The following is a 16,021-nucleotide window of genomic DNA, read 5'->3' on the forward strand; positions in this document are numbered from 1 at the left end:
CTCACATCTATGTGTATCACGCATCGTATTTGCCCCCGTGCTTGCCTCGCGCTTGCCATGAGATGGAACAGAAATGACAGACAGGCCTGCCGGACAGCCAGGTTCCACCACCGCAGAACCAGGGTCCGTTGTCAGAAACGCAACCGACGGGCAGGGCTCCATCCGCGAGTTCGGCGCGAATGACGGCCTGCACAAGAAAGCCCCTGTCGGTCTGGCCGGTCTTCTGGGCGTTCTGGGAGTGGTTTATGGCGATATCGGCACCAGCCCGCTCTACGCCTTTCAGGCCTCTGTCCAGATCGTCGGCTCCATCCGTCACCCAGCGGAAAGCTGGGAGATCATGGGCATCGAGAGCCTGATTTTCTGGGCACTCATGCTGGTCGTCACCATTAAGTACGTCATGCTTGTCATGCGCGCCGACCATGATGGCGAAGGCGGTATCATCGCGCTGATGTCTCTGGCACAGCGCGTGTGCAAATCGCCCAAATATCGCTGGTTCTTCGGCATTGTAGGTATTGGCGGGGCCTGCCTCTTCTTTGGTGATGGCATCATTACCCCAGCGGTTTCCGTTCTCTCGGCCATCGAAGGTATCGAGGTCTCGGTGCCGTCAGCCTCCCACATCATCATACCAGTGGCGATCATCATCCTGATTGCCCTGTTCAGCGCGCAAGCACTCGGCACTGGCAAGATCGGTCGTGCCTTTGGCCCGATCATGATGATCTGGTTTCTGACGCTGGCCGTCATGGGTATCCATTCCATTGCCCAGACGCCGCATATCCTGATGGCGCTTTCGCCTTATTACGCCGCGCAGTTCGTGCTCTATCATGGATGGCTGGCCTTCATCGCCCTGGGCTCTGTCGTTCTTTCCGTGACAGGCGCCGAGGCGCTTTATGCCGATATGGGGCATTTCGGTCGGACGCCCATCCGCTATGCGTGGCTGTTTTTCGTTCTGCCGTCCCTGACGCTGAATTATCTGGGTCAGGGTGCCCTTCTTCTCCGCAACCCGGCAGCGTTGCAAAATCCGTTTTACCATCTGGCCCCCGGCTGGGCCCAGATTCCGCTTCTGCTGCTTGCCACCATGGCAACCGTGATTGCCAGCCAGGCCGGCATTTCGGGTGGCTTCTCGCTCTGCCGTCAGCTTATCCAGCTGGGCTATCTGCCCCGTATGCGCATCACCCATACCAATGCGGAGGAAGAGGCACAGATCTATCTTCCCGTGTTCAACTGGGTGCTTGCCCTGGGTTCGATCCTGCTCGTTCTCTCCTTCCGCTCCTCCTCGGCTCTGGCAGCGGCTTACGGCATTGCCGTGACAGGCACCTTCATGTGCACGGCCGTTCTGGCCATGGTGGTGTTCCGTCGCGTGTTCAACTGGAGCGCTCCTCTGGCAGGTCTCGTCTTCGGGTTCTTCCTGCTCAGCGATGGAACCTTCTTTGCAGCGAATGTGCTTAAGATCCCCGATGGCGGCTGGGTGCCTCTGGCGATCGGTGTTTCTGCCACCATTCTCATGACCACGTGGGCGCGCGGTCGCAGCCTGATCCGCACCCGCCAGATGGCAGATTCACTGCCCATGGCGTCCTTTCTGGCGCGTCTGCCGCAATCACGCACCGTCAGGGTGCCCGGCATGGCCGTGTTCCTGACGGCCAATCCCGATACCGTCCCCACCTGTCTCCTGCACAATCTCAAGCATAACAAGGTGCTGCACGACCACGTTCTGTTCGTGACGGTGCAGAACCTCGATCAGCCCGAGGCAGAGCGCGGCCATCGTGCGATGGTGCAGGAGCTGGCGCCGAATATTCACCGTGTGATTGTTCGCTACGGCTTCATGGAAATGCCCAATCTGCCCAAGGCCCTAGAGGAACTGAATGCGACCGGGGTTGAGTTCGATGCCATCCAGGCCTCGTATTTCGTCTCACGTGAGCTCGTCGTGCGCTCCACCCTGCCCAAGCTTTCAATCTGGCGCATGTGGCTGTTCCTGCTCATGGTACGCAATGCTGTCCCCAGCACCGAATTCTTCCGTATCCCGCCTGATCGTGTGGTCGAGCTTGGTGTGAGGATCGCAATCTGAGCGTAGCACCGCCGCTCTCGCTCTATGTGCACTGGCCCTTCTGTCTGGCCAAATGCCCCTATTGCGACTTCAACTCGCATGTGCGCGACGTCATCCCGCATGAGCGCTTCACAGCGGCGCTGCGTCAGGAGCTCGCCCATGATGCTGCCCGCACGGGGCGGCGCAGCCTGCGCTCGATCTTTTTCGGTGGCGGCACACCGTCGCTCATGCGCCCTGAAACCGTCGCCCTGATCATTCAGGATGCCCTGCACCATTTCGACGCCGCGCCTGATCTAGAAATCACACTCGAAGCCAATCCAACCAGTGTGGAGCGCGAGAAACTTGCCGGTTTTGCTCAGGCGGGGGTCAATCGGATATCGCTCGGCATCCAGAGCCTGAACGAGGATTCCCTGCGGTTTCTGGGCCGCGAACATTCGGCCGGACAGGCCGTGCAGGCTTTGGAGACAGCGCGCACCCTCTTCCCGCGGCTTTCTTTCGACCTGATTTATGCCCGCCCCGGCCAGAGTCTGAGCGCCTGGGAGACAGAGCTGCGCGAGGCGCTTGCCCTCGCCTCCGATCACCTGTCCCTCTATCAGCTCACCATCGAACAGGGCACGAAGTTCGAGGCGCTCTATCGACAGGGGCGGTTCACCCTGCCTGAGGGAGATGAGGCCGCTCGCCTGTATGAAAAGACTGCCGAAATCGCAGGCCTTTTCGGAATGCGGGATTACGAAATCTCGAATTATGCCCGCCCCGGTGCCGAGAGCCGTCACAACCTCACCTACTGGCGCTATCAGGATTATATCGGCATCGGGCCGGGAGCGCATGGCAGGCTGACGCTGGACGACACACTTCTGGCCACACGGCGGCATCGTGCTCCGGAAATCTGGGCAGACCGTGTCGAACAGCGAGGAAGCGGGTCGACCGAGGAAACGCCTCTGTCGTCCGAAGAACGCGGGCGTGAGGCGCTCCTGATGGGGTTACGCCTGCGCGAAGGGATTGATCTGGACTGGTTCGCAACACGTACAGGACGCCAACTGGCCGAGTGTGTGGACCCGACGATTTTCGAGGCGGCGCAGGAAGAGAATTATCTCAGCCTTCAGGACAACCGGCTCATTGCCACGGACGAAGGTCGTGTGAGGCTCGAAGCCCTGCTGGGTGCTCTGGTCCTCTGATCAACCGCGAATCACCGCCCTTCAGCCTTGTGATTATTCAGATTGCATGAACACCCGGCACGCCACGAGATGACGTTCATCACCCCTTCCCTTAAGACTTTATTGCTCACAGTATGAGACATAGGGAACCGTCCCGCTTTTCCGGAGTCAAACCAGCTTATGCGTTGTTTCCTTGCCAGTCTGGCGCTTGCCGCCCTCACCATCGGCACAGCCTCCGCCGAAACCCGGAACGGTCCGGAGCTTGTGATTGCCGATAATGACTATCTGGGGCCGGGCGGCTCGAACATCCAATCCGTCATCCCCCTGCTGAACAACCCGAAACTGAAAGTTCTCGGCCTGACGGTCGTGGCTGGCGATGACTGGGAAAATGCCGAAAGCGCACGTATCCGTCGCTTTCTGGAAATTTCGGGGCATCGTGATGTGCCGGTTTATGACGGGGCAACCCAACCCCTGATCAACACAGTGGCGCTCACGCGCCTGCGCGAGCAGCAATATGGCAGCCTGCCCTGGAAAGGGGCGTGGGGTGGCATGGGGTCTATGGACAAGACCCCTGACACGCAGCCCGCTGTTGCCCCGACCCCCGATGGCAAGCCCGAGCTTCAGCCTCAGGGCATCCCTGCGGCGCTGTTCATGATCCAGCAGGTCCATGCTCACCCGCATGAGGTGACGATCATCGAAGCTGGCCCCATGACCAATCTGGCTTTGGCCATTCGTCTGGACCCGAGCTTTGCGAGCACGGCGAAACAGCTTGTCTTTATGGGCGGCTATCTTGACCTGGCGATGATGTCTGTCACCGGCAATGCGGATAACGGATCGGATTTCAATCTGATTTTCGATCCCGAGGCCGCCCATATTACCCTGACCGCACCCTGGGCCCATATCACCTCTGTCGCCAATGTCTCCAATGACGTGGTACTCAGCAAGGCTGAGGTCGAGGCCATTGCGAGAGATCATCGCTCGGCCGCCACCGATTATCTCGTGCGCTACTATGTCCCGCTGGCCATGTGGGATGAAGTCACGAGCGCCATCGTGGCCGATCCCTCCCTGGTTACCAAGAAACAGGACGCCTATATGGATGTCGAGATCGGAAAGGGCATTGGCTATGGCCACGCCTATGTCTGGCCGGATGCCCTGGCACCCAAGGCAATGGGCGTTCGGAAGGTCAGCATCGTGCAGGCCATCGATGTCGATCGCTTCAAGAAGCTCTATGCTGGCTGGGCGCAGGGCTTCATGGGAAAGCACTGATCCTTGTTGCACATGATCAAACTGGTCGTCGGTTGCACGACCCTCGATGAACTCGCCGCCTGGATGCAGCGCGGCGAGCGTGTCGAGGGGTACGGCGTCATACGCACACGCACAATGCCCAAACAGGCCGATGAGATCAGTGGGCAGGGCTCGCTTTTTCGGGTGATGGGCGGGCTGGTGCTCTGCCGTCAGCCAATTATAGGGTTCCGACCCTTTACCCGCCCTGATGGCCAGCTAGGCACCCATATCCTCGTTACCGACGAGATCATCCCGGTTCAGCCGCGCGCCATGCGGCCTTTTCAGGGCTGGCGCTATCTGAAGCCCGAGGATGCGCCCATCGATCTGGGCTCGTCACCCGCAGCGACGGGGATCGAGAACCTCCCCCCAGCGCTCAGACGCAGCCTGTCCGAACTCTGCCTGATCTGATTTCTCGCTGCTCTGATTTCCGGGCAAGTGGGGACGGCCTCAAGTCACGGCATCTCCTGCCGCCCTGCTCTGAAGCCCGGCCTTCTGCCCCAGCCGCATCAAAGCCGTCTCGTCATTGAGCCAGGTGAGTACTTCCTGCATGGCGGGAGGGCCCGGCCTTTCGGCATCTTGCGGCACGATCTTCACACCACGGGACTTTCCCTCAGACGCGATCGCCTGCGCCCACCGCTCGAAGCGTTCCGCCTCCTGCAGGTCAGGGCTTCGCAGCCCGTTCTGCATATCGAAGCGATAGAGGGTCAGTTCGCCGCTCAGGCGACGCAGCGCCCGCAGGACGGCCTGCACATCCCGTGACTTCCCATCGCGCAGTTGCGTCACCAGCCCGCCGAACAAAGGCAGTCCCCCACGAGAGAACTCTGCAGCAATCGTTGTCATCCCGGCCTCACGCTGCACCTTGTCGGTCTGGCCCTGATCCGTATCGCCCGAAAGAACAAGGCTGGCATAACGGCAATGGGCCAGTATCGCACGCCTGACCAGCGTTTCCCGATCGGAATCGCCGCGCTGGGGCCAGAGCAGCAGGACGCAAAGCAGAGCGATCCCGCTGCCGATCAGATTGTCCAGCACACGCGCCCACACGATGCCGCCCCCCGGCATCAGCGCCTCGGCAATAACGACCACCAGTCCGGTCAGGAAGAACACCAGCATGGTGTAATTGACGGCCCGGGTCGCAATCGCAGCGAGAGAGAGAAAAACCGCTGCGATCAGGAGGGGGATTTTACCCGGCAGTACCAGAGCGCAAAGCGCCGCGAGCAGACTGCCCCCGATACTGCCCACAACGCGCTCAATGCTGCGCACGATGGTCAGGTTGCCAGCTGGTTGCATGACCAGCAGTGCCGCGATCAGCGCCCAGTAGGAAAACCCTTCGCCGCCATACAGACAGACGATCTGGGTCAGGGTAAGCGCCAGAGAGAGACGCAGTGCATGGCGCCATATCAACGGGGTCAGGGCGCGCCCGGGCCCGGATTGCCCCTCGCCTTCCTCACGATGGCGGCGCGAAAACGCGGCGATCATCTGCTGGAAAGCCGCGGCGCAGGCGATGACAGGCATGGCGTTGACCACACCACCGATGCGTGACTCCCTGTCGAGGCGCTGTGCAAGTTGCCCAAGAATACGAAAATCGGGCTCAGGCCGCGCGACCTGTCGCATGCACTCGTGGCAGGCCATGCCGAGCCGCCCGAGGAGGACGCGCAGCTCAGGCGATAAAGGCCCATTGTGCGAAAGATGCTCCAGCGCCAGCAAAGCGGTAAAGACGCGCTCGGCTGCCATGAGTGTCGCTTCCATACGCCGACGCAGGCGCATATTGCCATGACGCGCATCGAGCATCAGCAGCAAGGTTCGGGCACGTTCGATTGCGTTTCGCGCCGCCTGACGATGCACGGCCTCACGCAAGCGGCCGGCTGACAACTCGCGCGCCATCAGATCGAGAATATAGAACGTTGCCGAGAGGCTACGGCGCGCCGGGGCGTAAGGCTGCTGCCGCCAAAGCACCAGACAGAACAGCGTCGCCAGGGCACCCCCAGCGAAGAACAGGCCCGCAATCTCAGCCGCCTGACGCGGAGGTGATGGAAAACCGGTGGCGGCAACGGCGGCACAACCAGCCAGAGCCCAAAGCTGCATGACTGCCGGAGAAAACACCCGCGCCAGACCGCAACCCAGCCCGATAAGTGCCACGAGCGGCACGGTGGCCCAGGGACCGAACAGGCTCAGGCTGGAAACCCCGAACACAAGAAGGGTACCGGCCAGAGTGAACCCGCCCAGGACCTGAAAGCGCTCGCGATTGGGGCCACCCGGATCAATCAGACAGGCCCAGAAACAGGCGAAGGCAATCCAGGCGAGAACGGGTTGGTCGAAGAAGAGCGAGGGGGTCAGGGCGAGCGCCGTGACGAGGCCTGCTCGCGCGCCTTCGTACAGGCTCAGCTGCTCGGGCGTGAGCGTGATCGCGTAACGCGCGAGATGGTTTGTGGAGGTCGTTAGAAAGGCAGCCAGAGGGCGAGAGGCAGAAAGCCGGGTCTTGCCCTTCATCATGCCGTTTCGCACCTCCGCTGTTTGAGCGCGTTCAGCGCCCCGTCATGATCTGTTCAACAAGCTGACCGACTGTCGGCGTGAAGCCATCAGCATAGAACGGATCGGAACCGAAACGCCATGCGTTCGTCCCACCAAACATCAGGTTATGATCAACCAGCTGGTCGGCAGCCTCGATCCCCATGCTGTCATCGGCATGCGCAATGTCCTGCAGGCTCTTCTGGATGCAGAAGGAACGCGGATCGGACTTGGCCCCGTTGGTATAGTTCGGGCCGCGCTGGCTCCAGTTGGAGAAGCGACATTCCGAAAGACAGCCCATGCAGGCCACCTGATCGGCCACAATCACGCGGCTTTCCTCAGGCGTAACGAAAACGAGCGTCGAATCCGGCGTGCGCATGGCCTCGGTATAGCCCGCAGCCTCCCACGCCAGAACATGCTCACGATCCGTCGCGGTCATCCAGACCTCGCGCTTGCGCGCGCCGATCCCATGAGCCGTATCATGCTCGCCCACAGGTTCGCTGCTATAGGCCACCTGACGCTCGGAACGCCCGCGCAGGTTCTGCATGAAGCTGTTGTTCACAGCCGATGAATAGAAGCCGGTGGGCGAGAAGCGATTAAGATACACATCGCCTTCATGCAGTCGGCGCAGGCGGCGCTTCCATGCATCAGGGATAGGGCTCTCCTGAGTCAGCAACGGGCGTGTGCCGAACTGGAACACGATCGGGCCGATCTCGGGATTATTTAACCAGTGCGCCCATTCCTCGAGCCACCAGACACCGCCAGCCATGATGATCGGTACGGTCTCGAGACCGAACTGGTTCATGGACTTGCGCAGCGCGGCAACGCGGGGATAGGGGTCTTCCGGCTTGAGCGGGTTCTCGGTGTTCGACAGCCCGTTATGGCCGCCCGCCCGCCAGGGATCCTCATAAACCACGCCGCCCAGCAATTCGGATGTCTTGCTGTACGAACGCTTCCACAGCGCGTTGAAAGCGCGCGCCGAGGAGACGATCGGATAATAATGCACCTTATGACGTGCGGCGATTTCCGACAGACGATACGGCATGCCTGCGCCGCAGGTCAGCCCGTCGATCATCCCGGGGGCACCCTCGAGGATACCTTCGATCACCTGCTCGGCACCGCCCATCTCCCACAGGAGATTGGCGTTGATCATGCCCTTGCTGCCTGCAATTTCGCGGGCAATGCGAACCTGGGTGATACCGCCCTCGATCGCGTAGCGGATCAGTTCCTCATGACGCTCACGGCGCGTACGGCCCGAATAGATCTGGGGGATACGGTTGCCATCTGCATCATAGCTGTCGGCATTGACGGCAGAGACAGTGCCCACGCCACCAGCAGCAGCCCAGTGGCCTGCTGATATACCGGTCGAAACCGAGACGCCCTTGCCACCCTCAACGAGGGGGAGAACTTCCCGGCCAGCCATGCGGACGGTATCAATCGACATCATAATCTGTGTTGTACTCCGAGGGAGGAGGCCCTTTCATGGCCCTCCTCCTGAAACGGGAGATCAGTCAGCGTCACGCTGCCTGGTCGGACGAGCGGCCTTTGCACCGACGCTCTCCGAGATATCGGCGCCGGTCTGCTGATCGACAACGCGCATCGACAGCTTGACCTTGCCGCGGTCGTCGAAACCGACAACCTTCACCTTCACAGCGTCGCCCTGCTTCACGACATCGGTGGTCTTGGCAACGCGACCATCGGTCAGCTCGGAAATATGCACCAGACCGTCGCGCGGCCCGAGGAAGTTCACGAACGCACCGAAATCGGCGGTCTTGACAACCTTGCCATCGTAGATACGGCCGATTTCCGGCTCAGCCACGATGCCTTCGATGCGCGAGATGGCCTTCTGGGCCTGCTCGTCATTCGATGCAGCGATAGTGATGACACCTTCGTCGTTGATATCAACCTTAGCGCCCGAGAACTCGACGATCTCGCGAATGACCTTGCCACCCGAGCCGATCACATCGCGGATCTTCTCCTTGGCGATGTTCATGGTGGTGATCTTCGGCGCATTGCGCGAGACCCCCTCACGACCTTCATCGATCGCCTTGGCCATCTCGCCGAGGATGTGGATACGACCGTCACGGGCCTGCTCGAGCGCCACCTTCATGATTTCCGGCGTGATCGAGGTGATCTTGATATCCATCTGCAGCGCAGTGATACCGGATTCGGTACCGGCCACCTTGAAGTCCATGTCACCAAGATGATCTTCGTCACCCAGGATGTCAGACAGCACGGCGTAGCCACGATCTTCCTTGATCAGACCCATGGCGATACCGGCGACGGGGCGCGGCAGCGGCACGCCGGCATCCATCAGCGCCAGCGAGGAGCCGCAAACGGTGGCCATCGAGGACGACCCGTTGCTCTCGGTGATCTCGGAAACGATACGCACCGTGTAGGGGAAGCGGTCCTTGCCCGGCAGCAGCGGATGCAGGGCACGCCATGCCAGCTTGCCATGGCCGATCTCGCGACGGCCCGGGCTTCCCATGCGGCCGCACTCACCAACCGAATAGGGTGGGAAGTTGTAATGCAGCATGAAGTTCGAGCGGTACTCGCCTTCAAGGGCGTCGATGATCTGCTCGTCCTGGGTGGTGCCCAGCGTGGCAACAACCAGAGCCTGCGTCTCACCACGCGTAAAGAGCGAGGAGCCATGGGCGCGCGGCAGGATGCCGACTTCGGACACGATCGGGCGCACCGTCTTGGTGTCGCGACCGTCGATACGGATGCCGGTCTTCAGGATGGCGCCGCGAACGACCTGGGCCTCAAGCTCCTTGAGCATCGGCTTGGCCATGTCGACGTCCAGACCTTCCTCGGTCAGGCCTTCGATAATGCGCGCCTTGGCGGTCGCGATCTTCTCGTAGCGTGCCTGCTTGGCCTTTTCCTTATAGGCGTCGGCCATCAGCTTGGTGCCAATCTTCTCCACGCGCTTGCGCAGGGCGATCTGCTCCTTGGTGGGGCCTTCGAGGTCCCAGGGCTGCTTGGCGGCGTGCTCGGCCAGATCGATGATCGCATCGATCACGGGCTGGAAGGCTGCATGGCCAGCGGTCACGGCTTCGAGCATGATCTCTTCCGAAAGCTCGGAAGCTTCGGATTCAACCATCAGCACGCCTTCGCTCGTCCCGGCGACGACGAGATCGAGCGCGCTCTCCTTCATCTCCGCAATGGTCGGGTTGATGACGAGCTGGTCATTGATGCGGGCTACGCGCGCCACGCCAACCGGACCATAGAAGGGAATACCCGAAAGGGTGAGCGCGGCTGAGCAGCCGATCAGCGCAACCAGTGCGGGGTCGTTTTCCATGTCATGGCTGAGAACGGTCGCCGTGACCTGCACTTCATTGCGGAAGTTCTCAGGGAAGAGCGGGCGGATCGGACGGTCGATCAGACGCGAGATCAGGGTCTCGCTCTCGGACGGACGGCCCTCACGCTTGAAGAAGCCACCAGGAATACGGCCAGCTGCATAGGCCTTTTCCTGATAGTTGACGGTCATCGGGAAGAAGTCCTGGCCCGGCTTGACCGACTTGGCGCCAACGGCGGTGCAGAGCACGACCGTATCGCCATAGGTGGCGACAACCGCACCATCAGCCTGACGGGCAATCTTGCCGGTTTCCAGAACGAGCGGGCGTCCGGCCCAGTCGATTTCCTTGCGGAAGTAGTTGAACATCATTCTGTCCTGATTAGGGGGCTTTGACACCGGTTACGGTGATCTGAAGGGAACGGGCCCTGACTGGCTGGCAGCGTTTCGGACGGCATGGCAAGAAAGGCCGGGATCGGACCGGCATGTCACCATGTGGCCTGAAACGCCGAAGGCCGGTTCTGTCTCCAGCTTCAACGTTCAGTGACGAAGCCTGGTATCCCGTCGCCAGAATGACGACGGGAGGCGGCGGAGGCATGACCCTCCGCCGAGCATGTTAGCGGCGCAGGCCGAGACGCTCGATAAGGGTCTGGTAACGGCCCTGATCCTTGCGCTTGAGATAGTCAAGCAGGCCACGACGCTGGCCAACGAGCATCAGGAGACCACGACGTGAGTGGAAGTCCTTCTTGTGCGTCTGCAGATGGCCCGTCAGGTTGACGATACGCTCGCTCAGCAGTGCAACCTGCACTTCCGGCGACCCGGTGTCGGTCGGGTTGGTCTTGAATTCTTCAATCAGCGCCGTGCGGCGTTCAGCTGTAATCGACATCTCTGTCTCCGTATTTAAACGACTCGAATATTCGTATCGGCTTGAGACGGCCCTCCTGGACGCGGCACAAACCGACAAGACACCCCCCCTCCTGGGCCTGCAGGACGTCACCCTCCTGCGGTGTCAGCATCAGAGCGGCGCAATCGGCCAGAGATAGGCTCTGTCCAAAGCGCAAGGCCTGTGCTTCTGCGTCGGTCATGGCCAGAGCCGGGATGTCGGCCAGCGCGGTCGAGACCGGGCGCAGAAGCGCTGAAAGTGCATCGGCCTTGTCGTCATTTTGAACCAGCTTGTCCAGTGTTATCGCATGGGTCTCGTCAAACGGGCCGCATTTGGTCCTGCGCAATACGGCAATATGCCCGACTGTCCCGCAGGCCAGGGCGATATCACGGGCAAGGCTGCGCATATACACGCCCTTGCCCGACTGAACCTCGAACACGGCATGGTCACGATCAGGACGGTCCACAAGCGTGATGGAGTCAACGCGCGCAGGCCGGGGGGGCAGATCGGGCGGCCGTCCGGCCCGCGCGAGGTCATAGGATCGCTCGCCATCCACCTTGAGCGCCGAATAGACCGGCGGCACCTGCATGATATCACCGATGAGCGCGGGAAGAGCCGCGCGCAATTCAGCATCACTGGGGCGATGCTCGCTTGTCAGCACGACCTCACCTTCACGGTCATCGGTTGTGCGCGACTCACCAAGGAACAGCGTGAAGCGATAACGCTTGGTGGCATCCATGATATAGGGGATCGTCTTGGTGGCCTGACCAAAAGCAACCGGCAGAATGCCCGTCGCCAAGGGGTCCAGCGTGCCGCCATGTCCAGCCTTTTTGGCATCGAACAGGCGGCGTGCCTTGTTCACCACATCGGTCGAACCGACTTTCAGGCTCTTGTCGACGACCAGCCAGCCGTCGATATCCTGCCCTTTTTTGCGTCCCATGACGGGTCGCTCCACTCAGTCTTCGGAATCAAGATCGCGACGGACTTCCGGTGTGCGCATCAGCGCATCCATTTCCATCGCATGTTCGAGCGCGGTATCGGGCTGGAAATGAATTTCCGGCACGATGCGCGAACGCAGGGTCTTGGAAAGTCCTGTACGCAGGAACGGCGCCACGCGCTTGAGCGCAGGCAGCACTTCCTCGATATCGCTACGTCCCAGACGGCTGACAAAAGCCGTGGCGTGGCGAAAATCGGGGGAGATACGCACTTCAGTGACCGTCACATGCACGCCCGAAAGTTCCGGATCACGGAACTCGGTGCGAGCGAAGAGATCTGAAAGAACACGACGGACCTCCTCGGACATTCTCAGCTGACGCTGTGAAGGGCCACGGGCGTCGCCGGGCCCTGAAAAGCCCGGCACCTTGGAACGCGAACCCCTCATGCAGGGATCACTTCCATCTCGTAGCACTCAACCATGTCGCCTTCGCGCAGGTCGTTATAGCCAGCGAAGGAGAGACCGCACTCATAGTTGCGAGCCACTTCCTTGACGTCATCCTTGAAGCGCTTGAGCTGGCTCAGCTCGCCTTCATGGATCACCACGTTGTCACGCAGCAGACGCACGCCACAGCCACGCTTGACCACGCCCTCGGTGACATAGCAACCCGCGACCTTGCCGACCTTCGTGATGTTGAAGACCTGACGGATCTCGGCGTAACCGAGGAACTTCTCGCGATGCTTGGGCGCAACCTTGCCCTTGACCAGCTGCTCCACATCGTCGGTCACCTGATAGATGATCGAGTAATAGCGGATATCCACATCCTCACGCTGGGCCATTTCACGAGCCTGCGTGGTGGCGCGAACATTGAATGCCACGATGATGGCGTTCGATGCCTTGGCCAGCTGGATGTCGCTCTCAGTAATCTGACCAACAGAGGCATTCAGTACGCGGATACGAACTTCCTCATGCTCGAGCTTGAGCACCGAAGCCTCAATGGCCTCGGCAGAGCCCTGCACGTCTGCCTTGATGAGCAGAGCCACTTCCTTCTGCTCACCCGCCTGGATACGGGCCAGCATCTGGTCGAGCGTACCGCGGGCTGCGGCACGACCGGCTGCCATCTTGTCCTTCTGCTTGCGCTGACGGAACTCGCAGATCTCGCGGGCACGGTTCTCGTTCTCGACGACCACGAAAGGTTCGCCGGCACCGGGAACACCCGTGATACCCAGAAGCTCGACGGGCATGGACGGCCCAGCATCCTTGAGCTGGCGTCCCTTGTCATCCAGCATGGCGCGAACGCGACCCCACTCGGCACCAGCCACGACGATGTCGGAGCGGTTGAGTGTGCCCTTCTGCACCAGAACCGTTGCCACCGGACCGCGACCGCGATCCAGACGGCTTTCGATGACCGAGCCTTCAGCCACGCGGTTCGGATTCGCCTTCAGGTCGAGCACTTCTGCCTGCAGCAGAATGGCCTCTTCCAGCTTGTCCAGACCCGTACGCTTGAGCGCCGAAACCTCGACATCCTGAACGTCACCGCCAAGGGCTTCCACCACGATTTCGTGGCTCAGCAGGGCCTGACGCACGCGGTCGGGGTTTGCACCCGGCTTGTCGATCTTGTTGATGGCCACAATGATCGGGGCATCAGCAGCCTTGGCATGCTTGATGGCCTCAATCGTCTGCGGCATCACGCCGTCATCGGCTGCCACAACCAGCACAACCACGTCAGTGACCGAAGCACCGCGGGCACGCATCGAAGTGAACGCTTCGTGGCCAGGCGTATCGACGAAGGTGATCTTCGCGCCACTAGGCACCGTCACCTGATAGGCGCCGATATGCTGGGTGATGCCACCGGCTTCGCCAGCCGCCACATCAGTTGTGCGCAGTGCATCGAGCAGCGAGGTCTTGCCGTGGTCGACATGGCCCATGACTGTCACGACCGGAGCACGTGTTACGAGGTCTTCCTCGCGATCTTCCACACCCTCGATGCCCAGTTCCACGTCGCTCTCGGCAACGCGACGGACGCGATGGCCGAATTCGCTGATGACCAGTTCGGCCGTATCGGCGTCGATCAGCTGCGTGGCTGTGGCCATCACACCCATCTTCATGAGTGCCTTGACGACTTCAGCCTGACGCAGCGCCATACGGTTGGCCAGCTCGGCCACCGTGATGGATTCCGGCAGGATCACGTCACGCACCACGCGGACCTGATCGGCGCGGAGACGCTCAAGCTCGGCCTGACGGCGCTCGCGGTCGCGCTGGCGACGAACCGAAGCGAGCGAACGCGTCTTGTCGTCATCACCTTCGATGGCGGCGCGGACGTCGATACGGCCCGAACGACGCGAATCACCGCTCTTCTTGGGCGCAGCTGGCGCACCACGGCGCGGCGGCGCGGCCGGGGCACGGCGCGGACCAGCGCGACGATCGTCCTCGGTTTCGCCACCAGCGCCACCGCGACGCAGATGCAGGGTTTCATTGCGAGGCGCTGCAGCCGATGCACCGGCCGCGGCAGGCGCAGGCTTGGGCGTGACGGGACGCGGCGCCATGACGGCACGTTCGGCCAGCGGACGCAGACGTTCCATCGGGGCAGCAAGCTGCACGCCACCGGTACGACGGGCCGACTCAGTCGCCTCGAGCGGCGCACGACGTGCAGCTTCCTCGCGCTCGCGCTCAGCGGCACGCGCCTTGCGCTGCTCCTCGAGAGCTTCCTGCTTCGCCTGATCTTCAGCCGCGGCAGCCATCTGGCGGTCATGCTCTTCAGCTTCACGCTGGGCCTCAACCTCGCGGGCTGCTGCCTCGGCACGTGCCTCTTCCTCACGCTTGGCCTCTTCGGCTGCGGAGAGGATACGGATCTTTTCTTCTTCGAGACGCGCAGCCTCGCGAGCCGCTTCCTTGCGCTGCTCTTCAAGCACGCGCTGGCGGATGGCGAGTTCCGCAGGGGTCAGCGCACGTCCTGCACCGGCGCGGCCACCACGGCCGCCGGCAGCACCGCGGCCGTCCTTGCGCTCATTCGTCTCGCGCTTCTTGCGCACTTCGACCTGCACCACCTTGGAGCGGCCGTGGCTGAAGCTCTGTCGGACAGAGCCCGCATCTACCGTGCGCCCGAGTTCCATGCGCCCGCCCGGACGCAGGGACAGACGTCCCTTACCCTGGTCACCCTGAGCCTGGGCGCCCTGATCCTGGACATTCTGGCCATCTGTCTGACCGCCCTGAGCCTGAGTGCCCTGGTTCCGTTCGTTGCCTTCGCTCATATACCTGCCTGTTCCCGTCCGAGCCGCTCATTGCGCGGCTCAGGAACCAACCCATCGGTCAGCCCCAAAAATCGTTCATGCTCAGCCATCAGACGCTGCGCGAGCGCACCGGGCGCTATCACAACATAGACCGCATGTTCCCGCCCAAATGCCGTCGCGAGCATCTGGGCCGGTAACGTCCGCACCGGAACCTTGTTGTTTCCCGATATCAGACGCCGCAACTCATCCGGGCTTCCGCCCGATCCCTGGATCACCAAGCCGGCCTTTCCGGCAGCAATCCATTCGCGACACTTAACAAACCCACAGAGAGCCTGCCCGGCCCGACGCGCGAGCCCAAGGCCCTGCACCAGCCGCGCTTCTATTCCTGAAACCAGCACCTGCGCAATATCCTCAGGCACCTTTACCGGCTGACGCGCTGCCCGAGAAAACAGGTGACGCGTCCGCGCGGTTTCTAGCACATCCCGCTTGGCACTCAACCAGATTCCCCGCCCTGGCAGCTTAGCCGCCAGATCGGGAACGACCGTACCATCGGGCGCGACGACAAAACGCAGCATGACTTCAGGGTTCCCGCTCTCGCGAGAGACGATGCAGCGCCGCTGCGGCCCCTTCTCATCATCGAGTTCGATCAGGTCAAGCTCGATATCGGAGTCGGGACTCGGTGTCTGTGTTTGGTGGAT

General features: G+C 61.6%; 11 protein-coding genes and 2 pseudogenes. 4 read left to right on the plus strand and 9 right to left on the minus strand.

The window, feature by feature from the left end:
- The first annotated feature begins 73 nt into the window (after positions 1–73).
- The 4 genes from Asbog_RS10240 (at position 74) to Asbog_RS10255 (ending at position 4,887) form a co-directional block, all read left to right on the plus strand.
- A complete protein-coding gene (locus Asbog_RS10240) occupies positions 74–2,062 on the plus strand; it encodes a potassium transporter Kup (protein ID WP_062165061.1) in 1,989 nt (662 codons plus the stop codon).
- The gene (gene hemW, locus Asbog_RS10245; protein ID WP_062165062.1) at positions 2,059–3,216 is read left to right on the plus strand and encodes a radical SAM family heme chaperone HemW; all 1,158 of its coding nucleotides are present in this window, start codon (positions 2,059–2,061) and stop codon (positions 3,214–3,216) included. Before Asbog_RS10240 ends, hemW begins: the two co-directional genes overlap by 4 nt.
- 159 nt (positions 3,217–3,375) lie before the next feature.
- Complete coding sequence (locus Asbog_RS10250) at positions 3,376–4,461, plus strand: nucleoside hydrolase (RefSeq protein WP_083510825.1); 1,086 nt, start codon at positions 3,376–3,378, stop codon at positions 4,459–4,461.
- Positions 4,462–4,464: 3 nt separating this feature from the next.
- Entirely contained in the window at positions 4,465–4,887 is a 423-nt protein-coding gene (locus tag Asbog_RS10255) for a DUF1489 family protein (protein ID WP_062165063.1), read from the plus strand.
- Between the two features lie 39 nt (positions 4,888–4,926).
- Here Asbog_RS10255 and Asbog_RS10260 read toward each other — a convergent pair whose 3' ends face one another.
- The 9 genes and pseudogenes from Asbog_RS10260 to Asbog_RS10295 form a co-directional block, all read right to left on the minus strand.
- Positions 4,927–6,969, minus strand: a complete 2,043-nt coding sequence (locus tag Asbog_RS10260) for an FUSC family protein (RefSeq protein ID WP_062165064.1) — start codon at positions 6,967–6,969, stop codon at positions 4,927–4,929.
- Positions 6,970–7,000: 31 nt separating this feature from the next.
- Positions 7,001–8,431 carry an NAD(P)H-dependent flavin oxidoreductase gene (locus Asbog_RS10265; protein ID WP_062165065.1) on the minus strand — a complete coding sequence of 477 codons (1,431 nt, stop codon included), beginning with the start codon at positions 8,429–8,431 and terminating at the stop codon, positions 7,001–7,003.
- 60 nt (positions 8,432–8,491) lie between these two features.
- Complete coding sequence (gene pnp, locus Asbog_RS10270; protein ID WP_062165066.1) at positions 8,492–10,645, minus strand: polyribonucleotide nucleotidyltransferase; 2,154 nt, start codon at positions 10,643–10,645, stop codon at positions 8,492–8,494.
- A gap of 247 nt (positions 10,646–10,892) precedes the next feature.
- Positions 10,893–11,162 carry a 30S ribosomal protein S15 gene (rpsO, locus tag Asbog_RS10275; protein WP_023979579.1) on the minus strand — a complete coding sequence of 90 codons (270 nt, stop codon included), beginning with the start codon at positions 11,160–11,162 and terminating at the stop codon, positions 10,893–10,895.
- Positions 11,146–12,099 carry a tRNA pseudouridine(55) synthase TruB gene (truB, locus tag Asbog_RS10280; RefSeq protein ID WP_062165879.1) on the minus strand — a complete coding sequence of 318 codons (954 nt, stop codon included), beginning with the start codon at positions 12,097–12,099 and terminating at the stop codon, positions 11,146–11,148. The genes rpsO and truB overlap by 17 nt, the downstream gene beginning before the upstream one ends.
- 15 nt (positions 12,100–12,114) lie before the next feature.
- Positions 12,115–12,540: a 30S ribosome-binding factor RbfA gene (gene rbfA / locus Asbog_RS10285; RefSeq protein ID WP_062165067.1), complete on the minus strand. Its 426-nt coding sequence runs from the start codon at positions 12,538–12,540 to the stop codon at positions 12,115–12,117.
- Positions 12,537–14,699 (minus strand): annotated as a pseudogene (gene infB / locus Asbog_RS10290) (translation initiation factor IF-2); the annotation flags it as partial. The gene rbfA and the pseudogene infB, both read right to left, overlap by 4 nt.
- 206 nt (positions 14,700–14,905) lie before the next feature.
- Positions 14,906–15,344 (minus strand): annotated as a pseudogene (locus tag Asbog_RS14795) (translation initiation factor IF-2 associated domain-containing protein); the annotation flags it as partial.
- A complete protein-coding gene (locus tag Asbog_RS10295; protein WP_231944711.1) occupies positions 15,341–16,021 on the minus strand; it encodes an RNA-binding protein in 681 nt (226 codons plus the stop codon). The gene Asbog_RS10295 and the pseudogene Asbog_RS14795, both read right to left, overlap by 4 nt.

Origin of the sequence: Asaia bogorensis NBRC 16594 (assembly GCF_001547995.1) — a bacterium.
GTDB classification, from domain to species: domain Bacteria; phylum Pseudomonadota; class Alphaproteobacteria; order Acetobacterales; family Acetobacteraceae; genus Asaia; species Asaia bogorensis.